Source organism: Thioclava sp. GXIMD2076 (assembly GCF_037949795.1).
Lineage (GTDB): Bacteria > Pseudomonadota > Alphaproteobacteria > Rhodobacterales > Rhodobacteraceae > Thioclava > Thioclava kandeliae.
In genome coordinates this window covers 405,974-427,343 of the sequence record NZ_CP149933.1, presented here as the reverse complement: position 1 = coordinate 427,343, position 21,370 = coordinate 405,974, and the positions used below count along the sequence as shown (strand labels likewise).

Annotated in this window: 16 protein-coding genes; 13 read left to right on the top strand and 3 right to left on the bottom strand. The window is 62.2% G+C overall.

What is annotated here, in order from left to right; genetic code table 11:
- Positions 1 to 38 precede the first annotated feature (38 nt).
- Complete coding sequence (locus WDB91_RS15830) at positions 39 to 1,019, bottom strand: helix-turn-helix domain-containing protein (protein WP_339114594.1); 981 nt, start codon at positions 1,017 to 1,019, stop codon at positions 39 to 41.
- Positions 1,020 to 1,367: 348 nt separating this feature from the next.
- Here WDB91_RS15830 and WDB91_RS15825 point away from each other — a divergent pair, with 348 nt between their 5' ends.
- The 10 genes from WDB91_RS15825 (at position 1,368) to WDB91_RS15780 (ending at position 13,552) form a co-directional block, all read left to right on the top strand.
- Entirely contained in the window at positions 1,368 to 2,567 is a 1,200-nt protein-coding gene (locus WDB91_RS15825) for an ABC transporter substrate-binding protein (protein WP_339114593.1), read from the top strand.
- A gap of 66 nt (positions 2,568 to 2,633) precedes the next feature.
- Entirely contained in the window at positions 2,634 to 3,386 is a 753-nt protein-coding gene (locus tag WDB91_RS15820; RefSeq protein ID WP_339114592.1) for an ABC transporter ATP-binding protein, read from the top strand.
- Positions 3,383 to 4,123, top strand: a complete 741-nt coding sequence (locus WDB91_RS15815) for an ABC transporter ATP-binding protein (protein ID WP_339114591.1) — start codon at positions 3,383 to 3,385, stop codon at positions 4,121 to 4,123. The genes WDB91_RS15820 and WDB91_RS15815 overlap by 4 nt, the downstream gene beginning before the upstream one ends.
- A gap of 1 nt (position 4,124) precedes the next feature.
- Positions 4,125 to 5,045 (top strand): branched-chain amino acid ABC transporter permease, encoded by a 921-nt coding sequence (locus WDB91_RS15810; RefSeq protein ID WP_339114590.1) that lies wholly within the window; start codon positions 4,125 to 4,127, stop codon positions 5,043 to 5,045.
- Positions 5,046 to 5,048: 3 nt separating this feature from the next.
- A complete protein-coding gene (locus tag WDB91_RS15805) occupies positions 5,049 to 6,119 on the top strand; it encodes a branched-chain amino acid ABC transporter permease (RefSeq protein ID WP_339114589.1) in 1,071 nt (356 codons plus the stop codon).
- Positions 6,120 to 6,272: 153 nt separating this feature from the next.
- Complete coding sequence (locus tag WDB91_RS15800; protein WP_339114588.1) at positions 6,273 to 7,394, top strand: hypothetical protein; 1,122 nt, start codon at positions 6,273 to 6,275, stop codon at positions 7,392 to 7,394.
- Between the two features lie 125 nt (positions 7,395 to 7,519).
- The gene (locus WDB91_RS15795; protein WP_339114587.1) at positions 7,520 to 9,598 is read left to right on the top strand and encodes a hydantoinase/oxoprolinase family protein; all 2,079 of its coding nucleotides are present in this window, start codon (positions 7,520 to 7,522) and stop codon (positions 9,596 to 9,598) included.
- Positions 9,591 to 11,372, top strand: coding sequence for a hydantoinase B/oxoprolinase family protein (locus WDB91_RS15790; protein WP_339114586.1), 1,782 nt, complete (start codon positions 9,591 to 9,593; stop codon positions 11,370 to 11,372). The genes WDB91_RS15795 and WDB91_RS15790 overlap by 8 nt, the downstream gene beginning before the upstream one ends.
- A 45-nt stretch (positions 11,373 to 11,417) precedes the next feature.
- Positions 11,418 to 12,359, top strand: coding sequence for a D-2-hydroxyacid dehydrogenase family protein (locus WDB91_RS15785; RefSeq protein WP_339114585.1), 942 nt, complete (start codon positions 11,418 to 11,420; stop codon positions 12,357 to 12,359).
- A gap of 254 nt (positions 12,360 to 12,613) precedes the next feature.
- On the top strand, positions 12,614 to 13,552 hold the full coding sequence (locus WDB91_RS15780) for a helix-turn-helix domain-containing protein (RefSeq protein WP_339114584.1): 939 nt from the start codon (positions 12,614 to 12,616) through the stop codon (positions 13,550 to 13,552).
- A 119-nt stretch (positions 13,553 to 13,671) separates the two neighbouring features.
- Here WDB91_RS15780 and WDB91_RS15775 read toward each other — a convergent pair whose 3' ends face one another.
- Complete coding sequence (locus WDB91_RS15775) at positions 13,672 to 14,832, bottom strand: MFS transporter (protein WP_339114583.1); 1,161 nt, start codon at positions 14,830 to 14,832, stop codon at positions 13,672 to 13,674.
- A gap of 103 nt (positions 14,833 to 14,935) precedes the next feature.
- Between WDB91_RS15775 and WDB91_RS15770 the strand changes: the two genes are divergently transcribed.
- The 3 genes from WDB91_RS15770 to ggt all read left to right on the top strand — a co-directional run bounded on the left by WDB91_RS15770 (position 14,936) and on the right by ggt (position 19,957).
- Positions 14,936 to 15,835 carry a LysR family transcriptional regulator gene (locus WDB91_RS15770; RefSeq protein ID WP_339114582.1) on the top strand — a complete coding sequence of 300 codons (900 nt, stop codon included), beginning with the start codon at positions 14,936 to 14,938 and terminating at the stop codon, positions 15,833 to 15,835.
- A gap of 586 nt (positions 15,836 to 16,421) precedes the next feature.
- The gene (gene mqo, locus WDB91_RS15765) at positions 16,422 to 18,002 is read left to right on the top strand and encodes a malate dehydrogenase (quinone) (RefSeq protein ID WP_339114581.1); all 1,581 of its coding nucleotides are present in this window, start codon (positions 16,422 to 16,424) and stop codon (positions 18,000 to 18,002) included.
- A 302-nt stretch (positions 18,003 to 18,304) separates the two neighbouring features.
- Positions 18,305 to 19,957 carry a gamma-glutamyltransferase gene (gene ggt, locus WDB91_RS15760; RefSeq protein ID WP_339114580.1) on the top strand — a complete coding sequence of 551 codons (1,653 nt, stop codon included), beginning with the start codon at positions 18,305 to 18,307 and terminating at the stop codon, positions 19,955 to 19,957.
- 379 nt (positions 19,958 to 20,336) lie between these two features.
- Here ggt and WDB91_RS15755 read toward each other — a convergent pair whose 3' ends face one another.
- Positions 20,337 to 21,242, bottom strand: coding sequence for a LysR substrate-binding domain-containing protein (locus WDB91_RS15755; protein ID WP_339114579.1), 906 nt, complete (start codon positions 21,240 to 21,242; stop codon positions 20,337 to 20,339).
- Positions 21,243 to 21,370 lie beyond the last annotated feature (128 nt).

Sequence of the window (21,370 nt, the reverse complement as noted above, 5' to 3'; positions counted from 1 at the left end):
GCCGGTCCGGCCAGTTGGAATTTTGCGCCGCCTGCAGCTTAGCTCGCACGCGCAGCCATCATTGCCTTGGCCGTGATGCCGAACTCGGCTTTGAAGGCACGCGAGAAATGCGAGATATCGCTGAATCCGCACGCCAGAGCGATCTCTGTAATCCGTGCACCATCGGCCTCGCAGATCATCATGCGGGCGCGTTCGAGACGTTGCGACCAGAGCCAGCGGGTGGGCGTGGTATCTTCATGGGCAAAAAGACGCGCCAGGGTCCGGCGCGACACACCGAGGTCCTTCACCATCGCATCTATATTCAGGTCGTTATTTTCCAGATTGACGAGAATATGGGATTTGGCCCGGTCGAGGAGCCCCTGATGACGGGCGGAATAATCGGCCCCCAACCCTGTCTGTGTCTCGAAAGCCGCAGTGACCAGATCCACGAGCGATGTTGCAACGCGCCGTGCAGCCGGCGTCTCGCCACAGAGATCAAGCCCGAAAGATTCCTCGATCATCTGACCGACCAGCCGCCCGATCGGGGCCGAGGCGGAGATGGTGCGTGCGGTCAGCACCTCGGCCGATGCAAGCCGGTTGGTCAGCAGATGGCGCGGCAGGCGCAGCCAGTACCCGGCATAATCGCCGTTCCAAGCATAGGTGAAAGGTTGGGCGGAATCATAGAGGAGAAATTCTCCCGGACCCTGCACCGCCTCGCGCCCCCCCTGTTTCAGCACGCTCTTGCCGACGGTCACATAGGAGAGGAAGAAACAGTCCGACGGATCGCGCCGCAGCGAGGCGCGATCGCGCAACGAGTTTTGCGGCGAGGCCTCTACATGGCTCAGTCCGACCGAACCCAGATCGCGCCGTGTCATCCGCGCATGAAAACTGCTGGCATTGAACCAGTCGGGCAGATCGGTCGCTGCGGGGGAGAAGTGCTGGCACACGACATCGCGCCAGAATGGCAGCCTGTCCTTTGGCGGTAGCCCCTCTGTATCGATGCGAGAGATCCCCTTCCGTTCAGACGCGACAGACAACATGGCTTTCCCCTTTGCCTTTAATCTGGGCGAAACTGACCGGATTCGTCCAAAACAGCACCTGTTTGCGTGGTTGGCAGAGGGCAAAACACCAAAAATGCCTGCATTTGGGGCAGCTTTGCCTGCAGGGGGCAGGTTCTTGTGCATTTGTTAAACATGGAAACCCCGCCCACGCCTAAGCGCCAGGAGGCAGGGCTGTCTTTCTGGGTCATACGAATTGACGCCTGCGGACAGGTCACTCGGAGCGGCGCTGGCTAAGCTTGATCTGCGGTTTGGTGACAAGACCGGCTCTCCCATGCGCCGCTCCCTGCCGCCCAAACAAAAATAAGATATTTCTGACAGGAGATGGTGATGATGAAACAACGCGTGTTGGGTCTGTTGACGACAGGCCTTCTTGGCGCAGGGCTGTTTGGCAGCGCCCATGCCGAAGAGCCGCCGATCAATATCGGGTTCGCCATCGCGCAATCGGGCCGGATGGCGGTGACCGATGCCGATGCCTATCGCTTTGCGCAGATGTGGATCAAACAGCAAAACGAGAAGGGCGGGCTTCTGGGCCGCCAGATTGTTTACGAGACTGCTGACAACAAGACCGATCTGGGCGAGGCCGTGAAGGCGGGCCAGAAGGTTCTGGCCTCCGATCCCGATCTTGTGCTGGTCAGCTGTGATTACGACTTCGGCGCGCCCTCGGCGGTCCAGGTGCAAAAGGCAGGCAAGATCTCGGCCTTCATGTGTGCGGCAGATCCCAAGGCGGGCGTGCTGGGGGTCGGGCCCTTGTCCTTCACCGGCGGCACGGCGGCCCAGCTGGGAGGTGCGGTGATTGCGGATTGGGCGATCAAGGAAAAGGGGCTGAAAACGGCCTTCGTTCTGGAAGACGTGGCTGGCGAAGCACAAAAGTCTGCCTGCGCGGGCTTCAAATGGATGTATGAGAAGGATGGTGGCAAGATTGTAGGCTCCGAGCAGTTCCGCTTCGACGATGCCTCGATTTCGGCGCAGGTCTCGGAAATCAGCAAGAAGATCGCCTCCGACGGGGTACAGACGGTGATGCTTTGCTCGCATCTGGGCGCAGGCGGCGCGGTGCGCCAGATCCGCTCGGCAGGGATCGATCTTCCGCTTCTGGGGCCGGCACTGTTCGACGGTGTCGCATGGACATCCGCTGTGCCCGGTTTGACGAACTTCTTCATTCCGACACAGGTGGTTATCGAAGGCGATCCGCGCCCCGAGGCGCAGGCGATGACGGATGCGTTCGTGGCCGAATACGGCGAAAAGCCCGCCTCCATGTGGTCCTATCCGATCTATGCGTGGCTACAGCTTTGGGCGAAAGCCGTAGAGACCGCTGGCACAACCGATCCGCAGAAGGTGGTCGATGTGATGAACGGCTTCAAGGACGAGCCGACGGCGCTTGGTCCGCGCACCTTCACGCCGCAACTGCATATCCAGACCTCCGAGCCGATGCAGATCACCGAATTCACCGACGGGCGTCAGAAATTCGTCGAGGAATGGAAGATCGAGGACGCGATCCCGAATTCGGTACTCTATCGCGTTGGTGGCTGATCCACCCTGCCACGGCATCGGCCCGTCTGGGGCCGGTGCCAATGTTTCTCTGCAAGGAGCGGTCTCTTGAACGCATCACCCCATCCACCCGCAGCCGATGCGCTGTCGATCTCGTCCGTGACTGTGCGCTTTCAGGGGCTTGCCGCGATCAGTGATTGCACATTGTCGCTTGCCCCGCGCGAGATCGTGGGGCTGGTCGGCCCCAATGGCGCGGGCAAGACCACGCTTGTGAACGTGCTGACGGGCTTCCAGAAACCTACCGAAGGCAGCCTGCATATCGAGGGCCGCGACGCGCTTGGCTGGTCGCCCGCGAAGGTGCGCGGGGCAGGGGTTGCGCGGACCTTCCAGGCGGGGCGGCTCTTCGGGAACCTGAGCGTGCTGGAAAATGCGCAGGTCTCGGCAATTGCCTCGGGCCTCGGCAAACGCGCCGCGCGTGTGCGTGCCGAAGCGATCCTCGAGGAGGTCGGGCTCTCGCAGGCCCATGACCAGCAGGCGGCAAGTCTTCCCTATACCGACCAGCGCCGCCTCGATATCGCCCGCGCCCTGTGCTCGCAGCCCAAATTCATGCTGCTCGACGAACCTGCGGCGGGTATGTCCGATAGCGAATGCGAGGATCTGATGGCCATCATCCGGTCGCTGCCCGAACGCTATGGTTGCGGGGTGCTGCTCATCGAACACAACATGCATGTGGTGATGTCGCTCAGCGACCGGCTGCATGTGCTTGATGGCGGGCGCACGATCATCACCGGCCTGCCCGAAGAGGTCAGCCGCCATGAGGCCTTCCTGAAAGCCTATCTTGGCGAGGAGATCGCGGCATGATCGAGCGGACGGTGTTTCTGGAGGTCAGCGACCTCCATGTGAGTTACGGCCAGATCGCAGCTTTGCGCGGGGTGTCTTTGAAGGTGATGACCGGCGAGACGGTCTGTGTGGTGGGCCCTAATGGCGCGGGAAAATCCACCCTGATGGCGGCGATCGCGGGCGGCGTGAAGGCCACGCGCGGCGCCGTGACGCTGGCGGGCCAGCCGATCCTTGGCAATAAGCCCGAGGAGATCGCGGGGCGGGGGATGTCGCTGGTGCCCGAGGGGCGGCAGATCTTTTCCTCGCTGACCGTGGCAGAGAACCTCAAGCTGGGCGGGATGCTGCAGGGCGATGCTTCCAAGGCGCGCTGGATGATGGGCGAGATGATGGATCTGTTCCCGATCCTGCGTGAGCGTGCCAGTTATCCGGCAGGGCGGCTTTCGGGCGGCGAGCAGCAGATGCTGGCCATTGCCCGCGCGATCATGACCAATCCCGAGATCATCATGATCGACGAGCCATCGCTGGGGCTTGCGCCCAAGATCGTGGATCAGGTCTATGAGATCCTCGCCGAGATCAAGGCGCGGCGCGGCGTGACGCTTCTGATCAACGAACAGAGCTCGGCCCGCGTGCTCAAACATGCCGACCGCATCTATGTGCTGCGCGGCGGGCAGGTGCAGCTTTGTGATGATACCGCCAATCTGCAGGACGGCGTTGCCATCAAACAGGCCTATTTCGGCTTTGACAGGGAAGGGGTCTGACATGGTACAGGTCTTGCAAACCGCGCTGGATGCGCTGAGCCTCGGCTCGATCTTCGCGCTGGCGGCGCTCGGGGTCGGGCTGTTATTCGGCATCCTGCGGCTGGCCAATATCGCGCATGGCGATTTCATCACGTTGGGGGCCTATTCGCTGATCGTGCCCTTCACCTCGGTCGCGGCCTCGGCCCAGTTGTTCATCGGCGCCTGGCCGTGGTTTTTCGTGATCCCGACGGTGGGTGCGATTGTGGTGCTGGTGGCACTGGTGACCGAGCGGTTCGTCTTCCGCCCCCTGCGCAATGCCTCGGCGCCCACTCTGATGATGGCCTCTTTCACCGTCAGCTATGTGCTGCAGAATGCGATGATGCTGGCCTATGGAAGCCAGGCGCGAGGGGTGGATCTGTGGTATGGTCTGACCCAACCCATCTATCTGGGAGCGCTGCGGGTGCCGGTGATCCAGTTGATTACCATCGGGGTGACGGCTTTCCTGATGATCTCGCTGAGCCTTTTCCTGAAATATTCGCGCTTCGGTATTCAGGTGCGCGCTGCGGCAGAGGATTTCCGCATGGCGCAATATCTGGGTGTCAAAGCCAACCGCGTTATCGGCGGGGCCTTCGCCATCAGCGGCATGCTGGCGGCCACGGTCGCGCTGCTCTATCTGCCGCAATCGGGCACGGTGAATTACGCATGGGGCTCGCCTCTTGCACTTTATGCCTTTGTTGCGGTGGTCGTGGGCGGCATGGGTTCGCTTGTGGGCGCGGTCGTGGGCGGCTTCCTTCTGGGCATCGCCACCACGTTGTTGCAGGTCTACCTGCCCTTCGATCTCAAGCCCTTCCGTGACGCCTTCGCCTTCGGCTTTGTTATCCTGACGCTGGTCGTGCGGCCCAACGGCCTCTTCCCCAATAAAAACGTGCATAAAAGGGTCTGATCCATGGCGCAAACCGATATGAAATCCTTCCTGCGCAGCCAGTGGACCCCCATCGTGTTGATCGGTGCTCTGGCGATTGTCACAGCCATCGTCTCGCTGGTGGCGGGGCTGGCGGTGCAGACCTTCTGGACCGAGATCCTGATCCGCATCATCCTTGTCACGGGGTTCTATATCTTCATCGGCAATTCCGGCATCTTCGCCTTCGGCCATGCGGCCTTCGCCTGTATCGGGGGCTATGTGGCGGCGTGGCTGTCAATGGATATGATGTTCAAGCAGATCATGCTGTCAGGCCTGCCGGTCTGGGTCCAGAACACCCAGCTGATGCCCTGGATCGCGGCGCTGGCAGGCTTTGTGGTCTCGGGAGTGATCGCGGGCATCATCGGCGCGGTGATCGTGCGGCTCTCGGATATCGCGGCGTCCATCGCCACCTTCGCCTTCCTGCTGGTCGTCAACCGGATCTTTTCCAACTGGGATAGTGTAACGGGCGGCGTGGCACCGCTGACCAATATTCCGCAATTGGGCGGCATCTGGATGAATTTCCTCTTCATGGCGGGGGCCCTGCTGATCGCTTGGGTGTTCCAGAACTCGCGCATCGGGCTGATGCTGCGCGCCTCGCGCGATGACGAGGTGGCGGCGCTGGCCTCGGGCATCTCGGTCTACCGTATGCGTCTGACCGCCTTCGCGATCTCGGGTGCGGTGATGGGGTGTGGCGGGGCGATCTACAGCTTCTTCCTCGGCATCCTGACGGTGGATGTGTTCTATATGAGCCTGACCTTCCTGCTGCTGGTCATGCTGGTGGTCGGTGGCGCGGGCAGCCTGACCGGTGTGGTCGTCGGGGTGGTTCTGGTCTCCTGCGTCTCCGAAGTTTTGCGCATGGCGGAAGAGGGGGTCGCCTTGGGCGGCCATCAGATCGCGCTGCCGCTCGGGATGCAGCAGATCGTGCTGGGGATCTTCATGATCTTCGTGCTGATCAACCGTGCCGATGGTCTGACCGGCGGGCGCGAGCTGAAATGGCCGGGGCGGGCGCGCAAATCGGGCGCGGCCGCGCTCGAGCGGACCGAACAGCCGTCCTGAGGCAGTGACTTACCGTAAAGCCCCCGATGCGGATGTATCGGGGGCTTTATGCTGCGCGCGTGGCGCATGCAGCCGGTGGATCTGGCGCAACCGGTCGCGGCAGTGCCACCGCTGCCCCCTAGTCTGGGGCAGAACAAAACGGAGGGCAGAGCGATGTCGGTGATGGATGTAAAGGACAGGCAGCGTCAGGCGCAGAGCCTGCTGGCCGCGGCGGATGATGCTTTGGGGCGGCAGGCTTATGCGCAGGCGCTTGGCCTTTACCGGCAGGTTTTCGGGCTGGGGTTCGAATCCTATCCGATCCATGTGAATGCCGCGCAATGTCTCAAGCGGATGGGCGATCTGGATCTGGCCTTCCAGCATTTCGACCGCGGGTTCCGCATCCGTCGTCGCCCCGATCTCTGGGCGGGTGGCGTCCCCGAAGCCGCCCCGATGACACAAGAGGGCTTCGGCCCCGTTGCCGGTGCGGCGCTGGCCGGGCAGCTTGAATACCTCTCGGACCTTGGCCGGATTGACTGGTTTACTTCCGGAATTGCTGAGGACCTGCGCAGTTGTCGTCTGACAGCCCAGACCGCGAAACTGATGGCTGGGGCAAGCTATCTGCCGCCCGTGACCTTGCCGGAAGAGGTGTTGAACCCCGCGCCCCGGATCCGGCGGGTCGCCCTTTCCGGCGGGGCGGGCGATTGCTTCTATATCCTTGATGATGTGCTCTCGGATGCGGGGCGTCAGGCCGTGCTGGAATATTTGCTGCAGGCCACCATCTGGTTCGATGCCCGCGAAAGCCGTGGCTATCTGGGCGCGCATCTGCATGACGGTTTTGCCAATGCGTTGGTGCTGCGGCTGGCGCAGGAAATGCAGGCGACCATTACGCGGCTGGCGGCCCCTGTGAGCGTCGCGCAGCTTTGGGCCTTCCGCTATCTGCGCAAGTCGCAAGGTATTGATATCCATGCCGATCAGGGGGATTGGAACCTCAATATCTGGCCGGTGGACCATGCCCATTTGCAGGCCGAGGAGGGGGCGGGCGGGATGACGCTTTATGATCTCAAGATCGGGGCCGATATTCCCTTTGCCGAGTATAACGCCCGTCCCGAGCTGAACCGCCAGCGCATCGCGCAGGCGGGCGCGCAAGCCCATCCCGTGCCCTATCGCGGAAATCGTGCGGTGCTTTTCCCGTCGAAATATCTCCATCAGACCAATGCGGCCCACTTTGCCGACACCCATGAGGGGCGCCGGATCAATATTACCATGATGGCCGATCTGGCCCGTCCGTCCGCCTGACCGTCGCAGTCGGTTTCTCTGTCGCGCCCAGTCGCGCGCAGGGCCTCGGCGGTCCTTAGGATCATCTTATACCAACCACTTACGGGGCCCGCGCCCAAGCGCGATGGCCATGACCTGGAGGCACTATGTATAGAATTTCAGTCGACACCGGAGGCACGTTTACCGATGTCGTGGTTACCGACGAGCAGGGCCGCCTGACGGTCGGCAAATCGCTGACGACCCCCGAGCGAAGCTTCACCGGCCTGTCGAACTCGATCACTAACGCCGCCGATCAACTGGGCATTACGCTGAGCGATCTCTTGGCCCAGACCCGAGTGCTGGTCTACGGGACCACCCGCGCGACCAATGCGATTGTCGAGCGCAAGACCGCGAAGACCGCCCTTCTGGTCACCGAAGGCTTCCCCGATGTGCTGGTCTTCCGCAAGGGCGGCAAGCTGAATGCGCTCGAGATCAATGCCAAGGTCGAGCCGCCCTATATCCCGCGCGCGCTGACCTTCGAGATCCCCGAGCGGATGAATGCCGAAGGCGGTGTCGAGACGGCGCTCGACGAGGCGGCGGCCCGCGCCACGCTGGAGAAACTGGGCCGGATCGGGATCGAGGCGGTGGCCGTGGCCTTCCTGTGGTCGATCTCGAACCCCGCGCATGAGCAGCGTCTGGGCGAGCTGATCGAAGAGATCCTGCCCGGTGTGCCCTATACGCTGTCTTCCGCGCTCAACCCCACGATCCGCGAATATCCGCGCAGTTCGGCCACGGCGATCGATGCCTCGCTCAAACCGCTGATGCAGCGCCACCTGCGTGACCTCAAGGCCGATCTGGCCGAGGCGGGCTTTGGCGGCGAGCTGCTGATTTCGGCTTCGTCCGGCGGCGTGCTACATATCGATGATGTGGTGCAGAAACCGATCTATATGGCCAAATCCGGCCCCGCGATGGCGCCGCTGGCGGGCATTGCTTATACCAAATCCGAGGCGATGGATGATGATGTGATCATCGTCGATACCGGAGGCACCACTTTCGATGTGTCGCTGATCCGCGATGGCGCGATCAAATACTCGCGCGAGACGTGGCTCGGCACGCCGATGGCCTCGACCATGCTCGGGATGGCGACCGTGGATATCCGCTCGGTCGGTGCGGGCGGCGGCTCGATCGCCTGGGTCGATGCGGGCGGCATGCTGCGGGTAGGTCCGCAATCGGCGGGCTCGGTTCCGGGGCCTGCCTGCTATGGCAAGGGCGGCACATTGCCTACCGTGACCGATGCGGCCGTTGTGCTCGGCTATATCGACCCCGACCGCTTCCTTGGCGGGCGCATGAAGCTCGACAAACCTGCGGCCGAGGCCGCGATGCAGAAGGTCGCAACCCAGCTTGGCAAGTCGATCTGGGATACGGCTGCGGCCATTTTACAGATCTCGTCGGAGATCATGATCAAGGCTATCGAGGATATCACCACCAATGATGGCGTGAGCCCCGGTGACAGCACGATCGTGGCCGGTGGCGGCGCGGCGGGGCTGAACCTTCTGTCCATCGCGCGTTCGATGAAGGTGAAAAATGTCATCATCCCGAAAACCGCAGGCGCCATCTCGGCGGCAGGCGGGCAATTCTCGGATATCGCGACCGATTTCTCGACCTCCTGCTATGCCGCCTCGAACGCGTTCGATAGTGCAGGCGTCAAGGAGGCGCTGAACGATCTGCTGGCTAAAAGCAGCGAATTCGAGACCGCGCTACGGGCCAAAGGTGTGGATACCTTCCGTCACCAGCTGTTTGTCGAGGCGCGCTATGCCCGCCAGCAATGGGAGCTGGAGGTGGAGCTGCCTGTGGATTGGGCGCAGGGCTGTGACGATATCGATCTGCTCGAGACCAAATTCGCCGAGCAATACGAACGCCTTTACCATGTGAACCGCAAGGGCACCGTGATGGAGGCCATCAACTGGCGTTTGCGTGTGGCGGCTGTTCTGCCCTCGCCGCAGGTCACATGGCCCGCCCCCGAAGGGCAGGTTCTGGACAGCCGCGAGAACGAGGCCTTCTTCCGCGAGGGCGGCCATACCAAAACACCGGTGATCAATGGCACGACCATCCCGCTGGGCTACAAGATCGCGGGTCCGATGATCATCGAAGAGCCCACTACCACCATCGTGGTCGAGCCGGGCATGACCGGTCACCTTTCGGCCCAAGGCAATTATGTATTCGAATTCGGAGGTTCCCATGGCTAAGGACTTTGTCGAACAGGATTTCGATCCGGTAGATCTGGCGATCATGGGCAACCGCCTCGATGCGATCGTGCGGGAGATGACCTCGACGGTGATCCTCACCGCGAATTCCTCGGTGATCGGGATGGCACGGGATTTCTCTTGCTCTATCCTGTCGGCGGATCACGACATCATCGGGGTGGCCGAGGCGCTGCCGGTCCATGCGTTCGGCTCGAACCTGCAGGGTCAGGCGATGGCCGATTACCATCCCGACTTCAGGGAGGGCGACGCCTTCCTCAATAACGACCCCTATAACGGCAATACCCATGCCGCCGACCACACGATCCTCGTGCCGGTCTTCTGGGAGGGCGAGCATCTTTTCACCACGGTGGTGAAATGCCATCAGGCCGATTGCGGCAACTCGGTGCCCACCACCTATTTCGCAGCGGCGACCGATGTCTATAACGAGGGCGCGCTGGTCTTCCCGATGGTGCAGCTGCAGCGCGATTACGAGGATAATGCCGATATTGTGCGCATGTGCAAAGCGCGGATCCGCGTGCCGGACCAATGGTATGGCGATCTGAAATCCGCCATTGCGGCCGCCCGCACCGGTGAGAAATCGCTGCATAAATTCGCCGAGAAATTCGGTAAGGACCGCGTGAAGGCCTTCGTGAAGGCATGGCTCGACTATTCCGAGCGTCGGGCGGCGGCGGCAATTGCCAACCTGCCGAAAGCGACGCTGGAGCGGCGCGGGCGGCTGGATGCGCTGGGGGGCTTCCTGCCCGATGGGGTGGAGGTTTTCGTCAAGATCACTATCGACCCCGAGGCGCAGAAGGCCATTGTCGATCTGCGCGACAATATCGATTGCGTCGATGCGGGGGTAAACCTGTGTCAGGCGACCGCCACGGGTATGGCGATCACGGGCATCGTCAATTGTCTCGAGCATGACCTGCCGCTCAATTCCGGCACGTTCCGCCGGATCGAGGTTCTGTTGCGTGAGAATTGCGTGGTGGGCATCCCGAAATTCCCGCATTCGGCCTCGACGGCCACAACGCTTCTTGCCGACGTGATCTGTAACACGGCGCAAAGCTCGATTGCCGAGCTGGGCGACGGGTTCGGCCTGTCGGAGAGCAATATGTTCCTCGGCGTCTCGACGGGGGTAATCTCGGGCAAGGACGAGCGCGACGGCAATGCCGATTACGTCAACCAGCTGTTCCTGATGGGCGGCGGTGGTCCGGCCTCCAGCTCGGCCGACGGGCTCGACACCTTCACGGTGATCGCGGGCGCGGGGCTGTGCTATCGCGACAGTATCGAGATTTCGGAACAGCGCCTGCCATTGATCGTGAAGTCGATGAAGCTTTTGCCGGGCACGGCAGGGGCAGGGCGCCAGCGCGGGGGCGTTGCCACCCGCACCGAGTTCGGTCCGCGCGGCAACGAGATGGTCGTGATGCAGGTGACCAATGGTGTGGCCACCGGCCCGCGCGGAGTGCAGGGCGGGCATGACGCCTATCCGGGTGCCAATATCAAGATCCATGCCGATGGGCGCGAGGAAGTCCTTCCGGGCTATCTGCACACCGTGTTGAAACCGGGCGAGACGATCGTCGGTCTCGATAGCGGCGGCGGCGGTTACGGTGCGCCCGAAACCCGCGATCCAGCGCTTGTGCTGGCCGATGTGGCCGAGGGCTACGAGACGGTGGAGCGTGCGCGTGATGTGTATCGTGTGGCCGTGCTGGTGGATGCCGAGGGCTTCGCCACGGGGATCGACACCGAGGCCACCGCAAAGCTGCGCGCGGCCTGACCCAACAGGGGCGGCGCAGGCCGCCCCTTCTTTATGCAAGGACAAATGATGAAGCTGGCCATTCTTGATGATTACCAGTCGGTTGCTTTGACGATGGCCGATTGGTCCACAATCCGCGCCCAGGCCGAAATCACTATATTCACCGATCATCTGGAGGATCGCGCGGCCCTCATCGAACGGCTCCGGCCCTTCGATATCATCTGTGTGATGCGCGAGCGCACGGTGTTTGATGCGGAACTTCTGGCAGCACTACCGAAGCTGCGGTTCATCGCATCGAATTCGGCGGCCAATGCCGCGATCGATGCGGAGGCGGCTGCAGCGCGCGGCATTACCCTGACCCATACCGACTATCTGCTATATGGCACGACCGAACTGACCTGGGGCCTGATCCTTGCCGCCACACGTCGTCTGCCGCAGGAAATCAACAACCTGCGTGCAGGCCGCTGGCAGGAACATATCGGGCAGGATATCCATGGCCGCCGGTTGGGTATCGTGGGTCTGGGGAATTTCGGCAAGGCGGTGGCCAAGGTCGGGCAGGCCTTCGGGATGGAGGTCATCGCGTGGAGCCAGAACCTCGATCCGGCCCATGCTGCGGAATTCGGGGTTCAGGCCGTTGACAAGGAAACCCTTTTTGCCACGTCGGATATCATCTCCGTCCATATGAAGCTTAGCGCGCGGAGCCATCACATGATCGGGGCGGGCGAGCTTGCGCTGATGAAGGAGACGGCATGGCTGATCAACGCCTCGCGCGGTCCTCTGGTGGATGAGGCAGCCCTGATCGCGGCCTTGAAGGCGGAGCGGATCGGTGGGGCGGGGCTCGATACGTTCGATCATGAGCCGCTTGCGATCGATCATCCGTTCCGGACCCTGCCGAATGTGGTTGCCACTCCGCATATCGGTTTTGTGACCGAAGATACCTACCGGCTATTCTACGGCCAGATGGTTCAAAAGATTGAACTTTGGCTGCGCGAGACTTGCCCTGTCTAGGGTCTGTTTCGCGAATCCGTGGCCATTGCGGTGCCGCTGATTGTTCAAAGGGTGCCTTATTTTCGGGCACAATCCCAGTAACTGCTATTTCTTCGGCGCTCGCCCTGTTTCCGGCCCCTTGGAGGGCCGGATTTACATAAAGACATCCTCTCAAGCGCCCGTTTCTTTGGCACGATGCGGATGGGAAGGCCGCATGTTCGAGGCTCTTCGAGCGGTTTTCCGACCGCGGGCCGCGCTTCACAGGAAAGGTGGATATGAGCTTTATTTTCCAGACCGATGATTGCTTGACCGGCGACAAGTTCGACTACTGGCAGAACATGATCAGCCAGCATCATGTGGCGGTCGTTTCACCTTTCGAGGGCGCGGATGGGTTCCGTGGCTGGATGAAGATCAACGATTGGGGCGGGCTGCAATTCTCGGATACGAAATTCTCGCCGATCGCCTATAGCCACGGCGTCAACGAGATGCGCCATTCCGCACATGATGATTTCTTCTGCGTGCTGGCTCTGGATAGCGGTGGATCTTTTGTCAACAACACCAGCGCTTTCGAATTCAAGGCCAACGATATCGTGGTCTATGACACCGACCAGATCTATTCGATCCGCTTTCCGAAAGATGCGCGGACGATCACCTTGCGCATTCCGCGCCCGCTGATGACCAGCAGGATCAAGGATGCGGACCGGCAATTCGCCATCCATCTGGACGGGCAGAACCCCCTTGCGCGGCTGGCGGCGGGGCTGATGCTGAATGTCAACGACCTGACGGATCTACCGGATGCGCAGAAATGCCGCGAGGCGGAGGGGCCGATCCTGGATATTCTCTCGCTTGCGGTGAGGGATCTGCACGAGGACCAGAGCCGCCCGACTGCAGGGCAGGCCGCGATGCTGAGCCGGATCAAGCGCGAGCTGATGGGCCAGCTGGACGACAGCGATCTATCGGTTGTCGGTATTGCCATGGCCAATGGCATCTCGCCGCGCACTCTGAACCGGCTTTTTGCATCCGAGGGCACAACGGTCATGCGCTGGGTCTGGTCGCAGCGCCTTGCGGCGAGCTACCGTGCGATGTCGGACGGGTCGGTCCGGCAGGTCACCGAAGCGGCCTTCCGCTTCGGCTTCAAGGACAGTTCGCATTTCGCGCGCGCCTTCAAGAAGGAATTCAATATTACGCCCAGCCAGTTGCTCACCCGTTGCTAAGGTCGCGTTTGCGCGGGCGTCGGGCGCTGAAAAACCCTCCGATGCGCGCGGCTGAGGGGTGGCCCGCAAGGCTGATGGTCCCGCATGTATGACCGTCCCTCTGGGAGGGATGGCTCTGTTCAGGCGGAGGCGGGCGCACCGCTCGGTTGGCGTTTTGTCAGGACAAGCACGAGGGGCAGGGCAAAGACGATGGCGCTTGCCAGCGGAATGACCGGATAGTCGAAGCCCATCCGCAGCACAGCCGCCCCTACCAGAGCACCAAGCCCGTTGCCGAGGTTGAACGCGCCGATATTAACCGATGAGGCAAGGCTGGGAGCATCCGCGGCGGCCGTCATCACGCGCATCTGCATTGTGGGCACCAGCGCGAAACACAGGCCGCCCCAGATGAAGAGAAGGACAAGCACGGTAATCAGATGTTGGCTCAGCAGGCTCAGCGCTGCCAGAAGGGCGATCAGGGCGACCAGTACCGAGATCAGGGTGACCCTGAGCGAGCGATCGGCCGCGATGCCGCCAAGATGGTTGCCGACCGTCATGCCGAGCCCCACGATGACAAGCGCCAGCGTGATCAGGCCTGCCGACGCTCCCAGCGTATTCTGCAGCATGGGGGCGACATAGGTGAAGACAGTGAACTGTCGGGTGGAGGTCAGCACCGTAAGCCCGAGGGCGGCCAGAACGGGGCGGCGCATCATGACGGCCAGCTCCGCTTTGGGGCTACCGCCTCTCGGAGCGGGCAGATGCGGGAGCGCCTTCAGGAGCGCCAACGCTGTCAGCACGCCAAGGCCGGAAATCAACACGAACGGCAGGCGCCAGCTGGTAGCCTCGCCCAGCCACGTCATCGCGGGCACACCTGCCACATTGGCGACTGTCAGCCCCATAAAGACCGCTGCGACCGCACCCGCCTGACGGTCGGGAGCCACGAGGCTTGCCGCAACCAGCGAACCGACGCCGAAGAACGTGCCCTGACATAGGGCGGTGATCACCCTCGCGCCGAGAATGATGCTGTAATCGGGGGCTGCGGCGGCCAGAAGGTTTCCGACCGCCAACACCAGCGCCAGCAGGATCAGCAGCCGGTTCCGCGCCATGCCCGCCGCCGCCAATGTGACTGCGGGGGCAAAGACCATAACGCCGAACGCATAAGCCGTCACAATGAGGCCGGCGGAGGGAATGTCGACATTCAGGTCATCGGCGATGGTGGGGAGGAGCCCCATCGGCGAGAATTCGGTCAGCCCGATGGCAAAAGACCCGAGAGTTAGCGCTGCGAGCGCCGGATTGAACCGCATGGCCCGTCTCCTGGTTTTGGAAAGAACAGCCCGCAGACTGGACGGGAACGGAGACGGGGGGTAGGTTGCCTGATCGCAACTCTTTTTTGCCCGGGAGGCAAAGATGGCACCTTTACCGGACCGCCTTCGCGAGATGGAGGTTTTCATCACGGTGCTTGATGAAGGCAGCTTCTCCGCCGCGGCGCAGGTGCTCGCGCTGACGGCCTCGGGCGCGTCCCGCACGATCGACCGGCTCGAGGCGCGGCTGGCGGTGAGATTGCTCATCCGCTCGACCCGCGCCCTCCGGCTGACATCCGAGGGCGAGGCTTTCGCGTATTCGGCGCGGCGCATCCTGAGCGCGGTGGATCAGGCCGAAGAGCAACTGGGCGCGGGGCAGGGCCCCTCGGGGCTGTTACGCGTCTCGGCGGCGGTCTCACACGGGCGCCTCAAGATCGTCCCGCTCCTTGGCGAATTCTCGCGGATCTATCCTGCGATCCGGCTCGATATGACGCTGACCGATCTGCTCGAGGACCCTGCGACGGGACGGACAGATGTGGCGATCCGCTTCGGGAAGCTGTCCGACAGTTTGCTGATCGCGCGCAAGCTGGCGGACGAGCCGATGATTACCGTCGCGGCCCCCGCTTATATCGCGACGCGTGGCACTCCGCGCCATCCGGATGACCTGCGCCAGCATGACTGTCTTCTGTTCAGCTTCGATCCGGGGCGTGCGCGGTGGGCTTTCGATACACCAGAAGGGCCTCGGATCATACAGGTCGGCGGCAAGTTCCGCGTCAATAGCGGCGAGGCTCTGGGGATGCTGGCGGTCTCGGGCCTGGGTGTGGCGCGGGTGGCGCGCTTTGCGGTCGAGGAGGATCTGGCCGAGGGGCGGTTATGCGAAATCCTGCAGGACTATCCGGTGCCCGAAACCCATCACGTGCACGCGCTGTTTCTCGGTGGTCCGACACTACCTGCGCGGGTGCGGGTCTTTGTGGACTTCCTCGTCGACAGGTTGCGGGCAGGTTAGGGCTTTTGGCATGCGCGCGGCACCGGCGGGCAACAGGGCGCGCCCGTGCGCCGTGGGATGCCGGTCCGAAATCCCGACCATCGAGTGGGGCGGGAGGTCTGTCGGGGCAGCGGTGCGCATTGACAATCGCCGGCCTGCACCCGAAGTTTCGGTATGCAATTGCATGCGACAATCTGTTCCATTGAATGACCTGCGCGCTGGCTGCATCTCTGCCTCTCCGGTTTGATTCGTCCATGAACCATCTTTGCTGGTTAGTTTTTCAGACCAGTTTAATAATCGGCCTCGCGTTAGCGGTCACATCCGCGAGTGCGACACCCTGCCGCAGTGCTAGTTTGGGTTGAGAGCTACCCCCTGAGCGCATGGCTGCCCTGCAGCATTGATGCGTTTTGCATCGCTCTTTGCCCCTATGTCGCGTGGTAATTACTAAATAAAATGTAGATATCACATAGCTTTAAGGTCAAGTCCTTGCGTTCCCTCACATTTTTGTTCGCTCGCTCCCTTTTGCGTGATGCTGCAACGCGGCGGTTGCATCCTTCCGCTAAATTCCTAGGTTCGCCGCTATAGATCCGCGAAGGGGGCGGTCATCATGGATTTCAAAAACAAAACCGCAGACCGTTCGGTCGACGTACTCCTTGTTGGCGGCGGTATCATGAGCGCGACGCTTGGCGTTTTGCTGCATGAGCTGGAGCCCGAATGGACAATTGAACTGACCGAGCGTCTTGATGAGGTCGCATCCGAAAGCTCCAACGGCTGGAACAATGCAGGCACGGGCCATTCGGCGCTATGCGAGCTGAATTACACGCCGGAGGCAGAGGACGGGTCGATCAATATCGACAAGGCGCTCTCGATCAACGAGCAGTTCCAGATTTCGCGCCAGTTCTGGGCTCACCAGGTCCGTCAGGGCGTGCTAAGCAATCCGCGCTCCTTCATCAACCGCACCCCCCATATGAGTTTTGTCTGGGGCGAGAAGAATGTCAGCTTCCTGCGCAAGCGCTACGAGGCGCTGATCCGCAGCCCGCTTTTCGCGGGAATGAAATTCTCGACCGATCATGCCGAGATCGCCAAATGGTCGCCGTTGATGACCGAGGGCCTCGATCCCGACGAGCAGGTCGCCGCGACCTGGGCCCCGCAGGGCACCGATGTGGATTACGGCGAGATCACCCGCCAGTATATCCGCTTCCTCGCCAGCAGCCCGCGCTTCCAGCTCAAGACCGGCCGGACCGTAACCGGTGTTCACCGTCGCCCCGATGGTGGCTGGCGTGTGGTCTGCACCAACTCGCGCGGTGGTGACAAACAGATCGTGGATGCGAAATTCGTGTTTCTCGGGGCAGGGGGCGGTGCGCTGCCGCTCTTGCAGATGTCGGGCATTCCCGAAGCGCGCCAATATGCGGGCTTCCCCGTGGGCGGCTCGTTCCTCGTCTGCGAGAACCCCGAGGTCGTGAACAGGCATAATGTTAAGGTCTATGGTAAAGCCTCGACCGGCGCTCCGCCGATGTCGGTGCCCCATCTCGACCGCCGCGTGATCGACGGCAAGGACATGCTGCTGTTCGGCCCCTTCGCGACCTTCTCGACGAAATTCCTGAAGGAAGGGTCGTTCTGGGATCTGCCCTCGACCATCACCCGCCGCAATCTCGTGCCGATGATGCAGGTCGGTGTGCATAACTTCAATCTGGTGGAATATCTGGCTGGTCAGCTGATGCTGTCGGACAAGGACCGGATGAAGGCGCTGCGGGCCTATTTCCCGCAGGCGCGTGACGAGGACTGGCGCCTGTGGCAGGCCGGTCAGCGGGTGCAGATCATCAAGAAAGACCCCGAGAATGGCGGCCAGCTGAAGCTGGGCACCGAAATCGTGGCCTGCGAGGACCGCTCGATCGCGGCGCTTCTGGGCGCCTCGCCGGGGGCCTCGACCGCCGCGCCGATCATGCTCAAACTGCTCGATCAGGTCTTCCCCGAGCGGGTTGCGAGCGAGACTTGGCAGGCCAAGCTGCGCGAGATCGTTCCGAGCTACGGGCAGTCCCTGCAGGAAAACCCGGATCTGATTGCCAGCGAATGGGCGGAAACGGGCAAGGTGCTGGAGCTGCTCGATGCGCCTGTCGAAGATATCCGTAGCTTCATCGACCAGTTCCTGCTCTCGCCCGAGGCAACGCTGAAAACCGAAGCCGCGTAAAATCCGGCGTGTATGACGTGAGGACAGGGCCCGTTTTCGGGCCCTGTTTTGCATGGACGTGCAGAAGACACAGACACATGCCTAATTCCTAGTGCCTAATTCCTGGCATCGCAGGGCCCCTGTCTGTGCGGATTGCCGCAAATCGGCATTTCCCGCTTTTGTCCAGGGAATGACGCATTAGGCTGGGGGAAGGAATCTTCACCCAAGCAGCCGTCTGCGCGGAATTTCAGTCGATATGCGGCGCGCTGCCTATCCTCCGCCTGTTGCCTGCCTCACCGCGACTACCCGAAAAGAGACCCGATATGTCCGTCCAGAGCCTTTCCCTGCCGTTCATCTGTCGCAAGACTCCCGCCCAAAGCACGCAGGGCATGGTGGTGACCAACCATCCGCTGGGCTCCGTGGCGGGCCACGAGATGTTGGCCTCGGGCGGGAATGCGGTGGATGCTGCAATGGCGGCCCTTCTGGCGCTGACCGTGGTCGAACCGATGATGGTGGGGATTGCGGGGGGCGGGGTGGCCCATCTCTATACGCCCGAGGACGGCCACCAGATCTATGATTGCCTCTCGCAGGCGCCTGCGGCGGCCACGCCCGACATGTATGAGCCGGTCTCCGATAGCCTGCCCGATTACATGCAGACAAAGGATCGGCGTAATATGATCGGGCCTTCCTCGGTTGCCAGTCCCGGCAATCTCCTGGGCTGGTGCAGAATGCATGACGCCCATGGTGCGCTGCCCTTCGAGGATGTGATCGCGCCCGCGATCCGTTATGCCGCGCGCGGGTTTGCCGCTACCAGCTATCTGGCCTCCAATATCGCCCGTCATGCCGGGGATCTGGCACTCGATCCGGTGATCTCGGCGATTTTCCTGCCGGACGGACGGCCCGCCACAATGGGGCAGAAGATCGTGCAGGCGGACTATGCCGAGAGCCTCAGGCTGATTGCCAAAGAGGGGGCCGGTGCGCTGCATGGGGGATCTCTGGGGCAGGCGCTGATCGACCGGATCGGTGATCAGGGCCGCCTGTCGATGGAAGATCTCACCGGCTATGACGTGCGCGAACGGACCGCGATCAAAGGCAGCTATCGTGGCTTTGAGATCGTCGGACCGCCGCCGCCTGCCTCGTCGGGGGTGCATGTGGCGCAGATGCTCAACATGCTCGAAACCGTTGATATGGCGGGGATGGGGTTCGATAATCCCGAACGCCTGCATCTTCTGGCCGAGACGATCCGCATCGCCTTCGAGGATCGCCGCGCGGCCTCGGGTGACCCTGATTTCGTGGATATTCCGGTCGAGAAGCTGATCTCCAAAGCCTATGCGCAGGACTGTCTGGCGCGTATGCGCGCGACAGGCGGGGCAGAGACCCATCTGCCGACCTATGAGAGCCAGAACACCACCCATATCACCGTGGCCGATCGCGACGGGCGGATCGTCTGCGCGACCCATACGATCAACGGGCTCTTCGGGGCGCGTTTCATGGTGCCCGGAACCGGCATCATCCCCAATAACTACATGCTGAATTTCGATCCCCATCCGGGCAAGGCCCTGTCGATTGCGCCGTGCAAACGGGTGCCCACCTCGATGGCACCGATGATCGTGGCGAAAGACGGCAAGCCCGCCTTTGCGCTGGGGCTGCCGGGGGCGGTCAGGATTTTCCCTTCGGCCATGCAATCCATCGTCAACATGATCGATTTCGCGATGAGCCCGCAACAAGCGGTCGAGGCGCCGCGGATCTGGACGGAGGGCGCGCATGTCGAGCTGGAGCCCGATTACGCCCATCACAAGCCCGCCCTCGAGGCGATGGGCCATGAGGTGCAGATCGTGCCTCATATCGGCGGCGGGATGAATATGGTGGCCTTTGGCGCGGCGATGATGACGGGGGCGGCCTGTTGGCGCGCCGATGGCACGGTCTCGGCTTTGGGGGGCGGGTTGGCAGGCGAAGGTATCGCCTTCCATATCTGACCTTCGCTCTCCTTGGCCATGTCACAGGCAACGGAGGTGCCCGGGCTCCGTTGCATCCATCCGGATCCGCGCGCCTGAGCCCGATGATCGCGTTGCGATGGGACATGCGCGGCTGTCCCTGCCACGGCGTTCAGTATGCGCGGGGCGGCGACTGGCCCGGCGCCGGGCCATGAGAACGAGAGCAAGACGCGATGCGGAAAAGCATTCCCATCGGTCTGGGTATTCTCGAGGCAACGCGGCGGGAGGGCGATTGCCGAGAGCGCACGGGCAGGCCCGCGCCGCGCCGTGCGTCTTCGAACGCGTGTCGAGGCTGGGATCCGGCGGCCGCAATCGGTGCTTTCTGTTACAGAGACGCGATCCGTCCGAACGGGCGGCTGCATCAGGGCGTTGCAGGCCCATGCGGGCGGGCCTTTAGATCTGTTTCGAGAAAGCGGATCAGGGTCTTCAAGGGCACTGAGGGTTCGATATCAGCGGGCCAGGCCAGATAGTAGCGGCTTGCACGATCCTGAAAGGTCGCGCCCATACGGATCAGGCTACCCTGCGCGATCTCGGGTTCGGCAAGGAAGTCGGGCAGGAGGGCCAGTCCCATGCCTGATCTGGCCGCATGGGCCAGTGACAGGAATTGGTCGAAGAGTGGTCCGCGCAGATGTCCGGGCGGGATATCGTGATCTGCAAACCAGCTCTCCCACGCTCCCGGACGGCTGGCCAGATGCAGAAGCGGCCTCTCCAGAAGATCCCGAGGCTGCGCGGGGGGCGACATTGTTGTTCCGCCCACCGGGACCAGCCGGTTTTCGGCCAAAGGCAGCCTCGCCAGACCATCGGCATCGGCAAGCCCGAAGAGGATGGCTGCATCGAAGGGTTCGGTTGCGAAATTGACAGGATGGTTGCGCGTGGACTGGTTGATATGGAGCGCGGGATGTATCGCGGCAAACCGCGCGAGGCGCGGGGCCAGCCAGTGCAACCCGAATGTCAGTGGCACGGCCAGAGACAGGCTGTCCTGATCGCCTGCGGCCCGCAGGCTGAGGCTGGCCTGTGCCAGCGTGTCAAGACAGTCACGGACAGCGCGGGCATAGCTCTGTCCGGCGGAGGTCAGGCCTAGCCTTTTGCCTTCGCGCAGGAACAGTTTCACGCCCAGCTGCTCTTCCAGCACCCGCAACTGGCGGCTCACGGCCGAATGGGTCAGGTCCAGATCCTGCGCCGCCGCCACCGCCGTGCCCAGCCGGTCCACGGCTTCGAGGGCGCGCAGGCTGCTCATGGTCGGCAGAAACCGTCTGGGGATCGACATGTGACAAAAGCTCCAAGTGATGTGCCATCAAATCACTTTTCCAAGGGAGAGGGCTAGGGCAATATTTCCACAATACCTCATTGATACCCCTATCCCGCTTCTCGGGTGGATATCCGATGTTGGATTTT

Bases quoted from the DNA above. Each gene is read 5' to 3' on its own strand.
- WDB91_RS15775 (WP_339114583.1), bottom strand. From the start codon at position 14,832: ATGCGGTTCAATCCGGCGCTCGCAGCGCTAACTCTCGGGTCTTTTGCC.
- mqo (WP_339114581.1), top strand. From the start codon at position 16,422: ATGGATTTCAAAAACAAAACCGCAGACCGTTCGGTCGACGTACTCCTT.
- WDB91_RS15770 (WP_339114582.1), top strand. From the start codon at position 14,936: ATGGCACCTTTACCGGACCGCCTTCGCGAGATGGAGGTTTTCATCACG.
- WDB91_RS15815 (WP_339114591.1), top strand. From the start codon at position 3,383: ATGATCGAGCGGACGGTGTTTCTGGAGGTCAGCGACCTCCATGTGAGT.
- ggt (WP_339114580.1), top strand. From the start codon at position 18,305: ATGTCCGTCCAGAGCCTTTCCCTGCCGTTCATCTGTCGCAAGACTCCC.
- WDB91_RS15755 (WP_339114579.1), bottom strand. From the start codon at position 21,242: ATGTCGATCCCCAGACGGTTTCTGCCGACCATGAGCAGCCTGCGCGCC.
- WDB91_RS15825 (WP_339114593.1), top strand. From the start codon at position 1,368: ATGATGAAACAACGCGTGTTGGGTCTGTTGACGACAGGCCTTCTTGGC.
- WDB91_RS15830 (WP_339114594.1), bottom strand. From the start codon at position 1,019: ATGTTGTCTGTCGCGTCTGAACGGAAGGGGATCTCTCGCATCGATACA.
- WDB91_RS15810 (WP_339114590.1), top strand. From the start codon at position 4,125: ATGGTACAGGTCTTGCAAACCGCGCTGGATGCGCTGAGCCTCGGCTCG.
- WDB91_RS15790 (WP_339114586.1), top strand. From the start codon at position 9,591: ATGGCTAAGGACTTTGTCGAACAGGATTTCGATCCGGTAGATCTGGCG.
- WDB91_RS15785 (WP_339114585.1), top strand. From the start codon at position 11,418: ATGATGAAGCTGGCCATTCTTGATGATTACCAGTCGGTTGCTTTGACG.
- WDB91_RS15805 (WP_339114589.1), top strand. From the start codon at position 5,049: ATGGCGCAAACCGATATGAAATCCTTCCTGCGCAGCCAGTGGACCCCC.
- WDB91_RS15780 (WP_339114584.1), top strand. From the start codon at position 12,614: ATGAGCTTTATTTTCCAGACCGATGATTGCTTGACCGGCGACAAGTTC.
- WDB91_RS15795 (WP_339114587.1), top strand. From the start codon at position 7,520: ATGTATAGAATTTCAGTCGACACCGGAGGCACGTTTACCGATGTCGTG.
- WDB91_RS15800 (WP_339114588.1), top strand. From the start codon at position 6,273: ATGTCGGTGATGGATGTAAAGGACAGGCAGCGTCAGGCGCAGAGCCTG.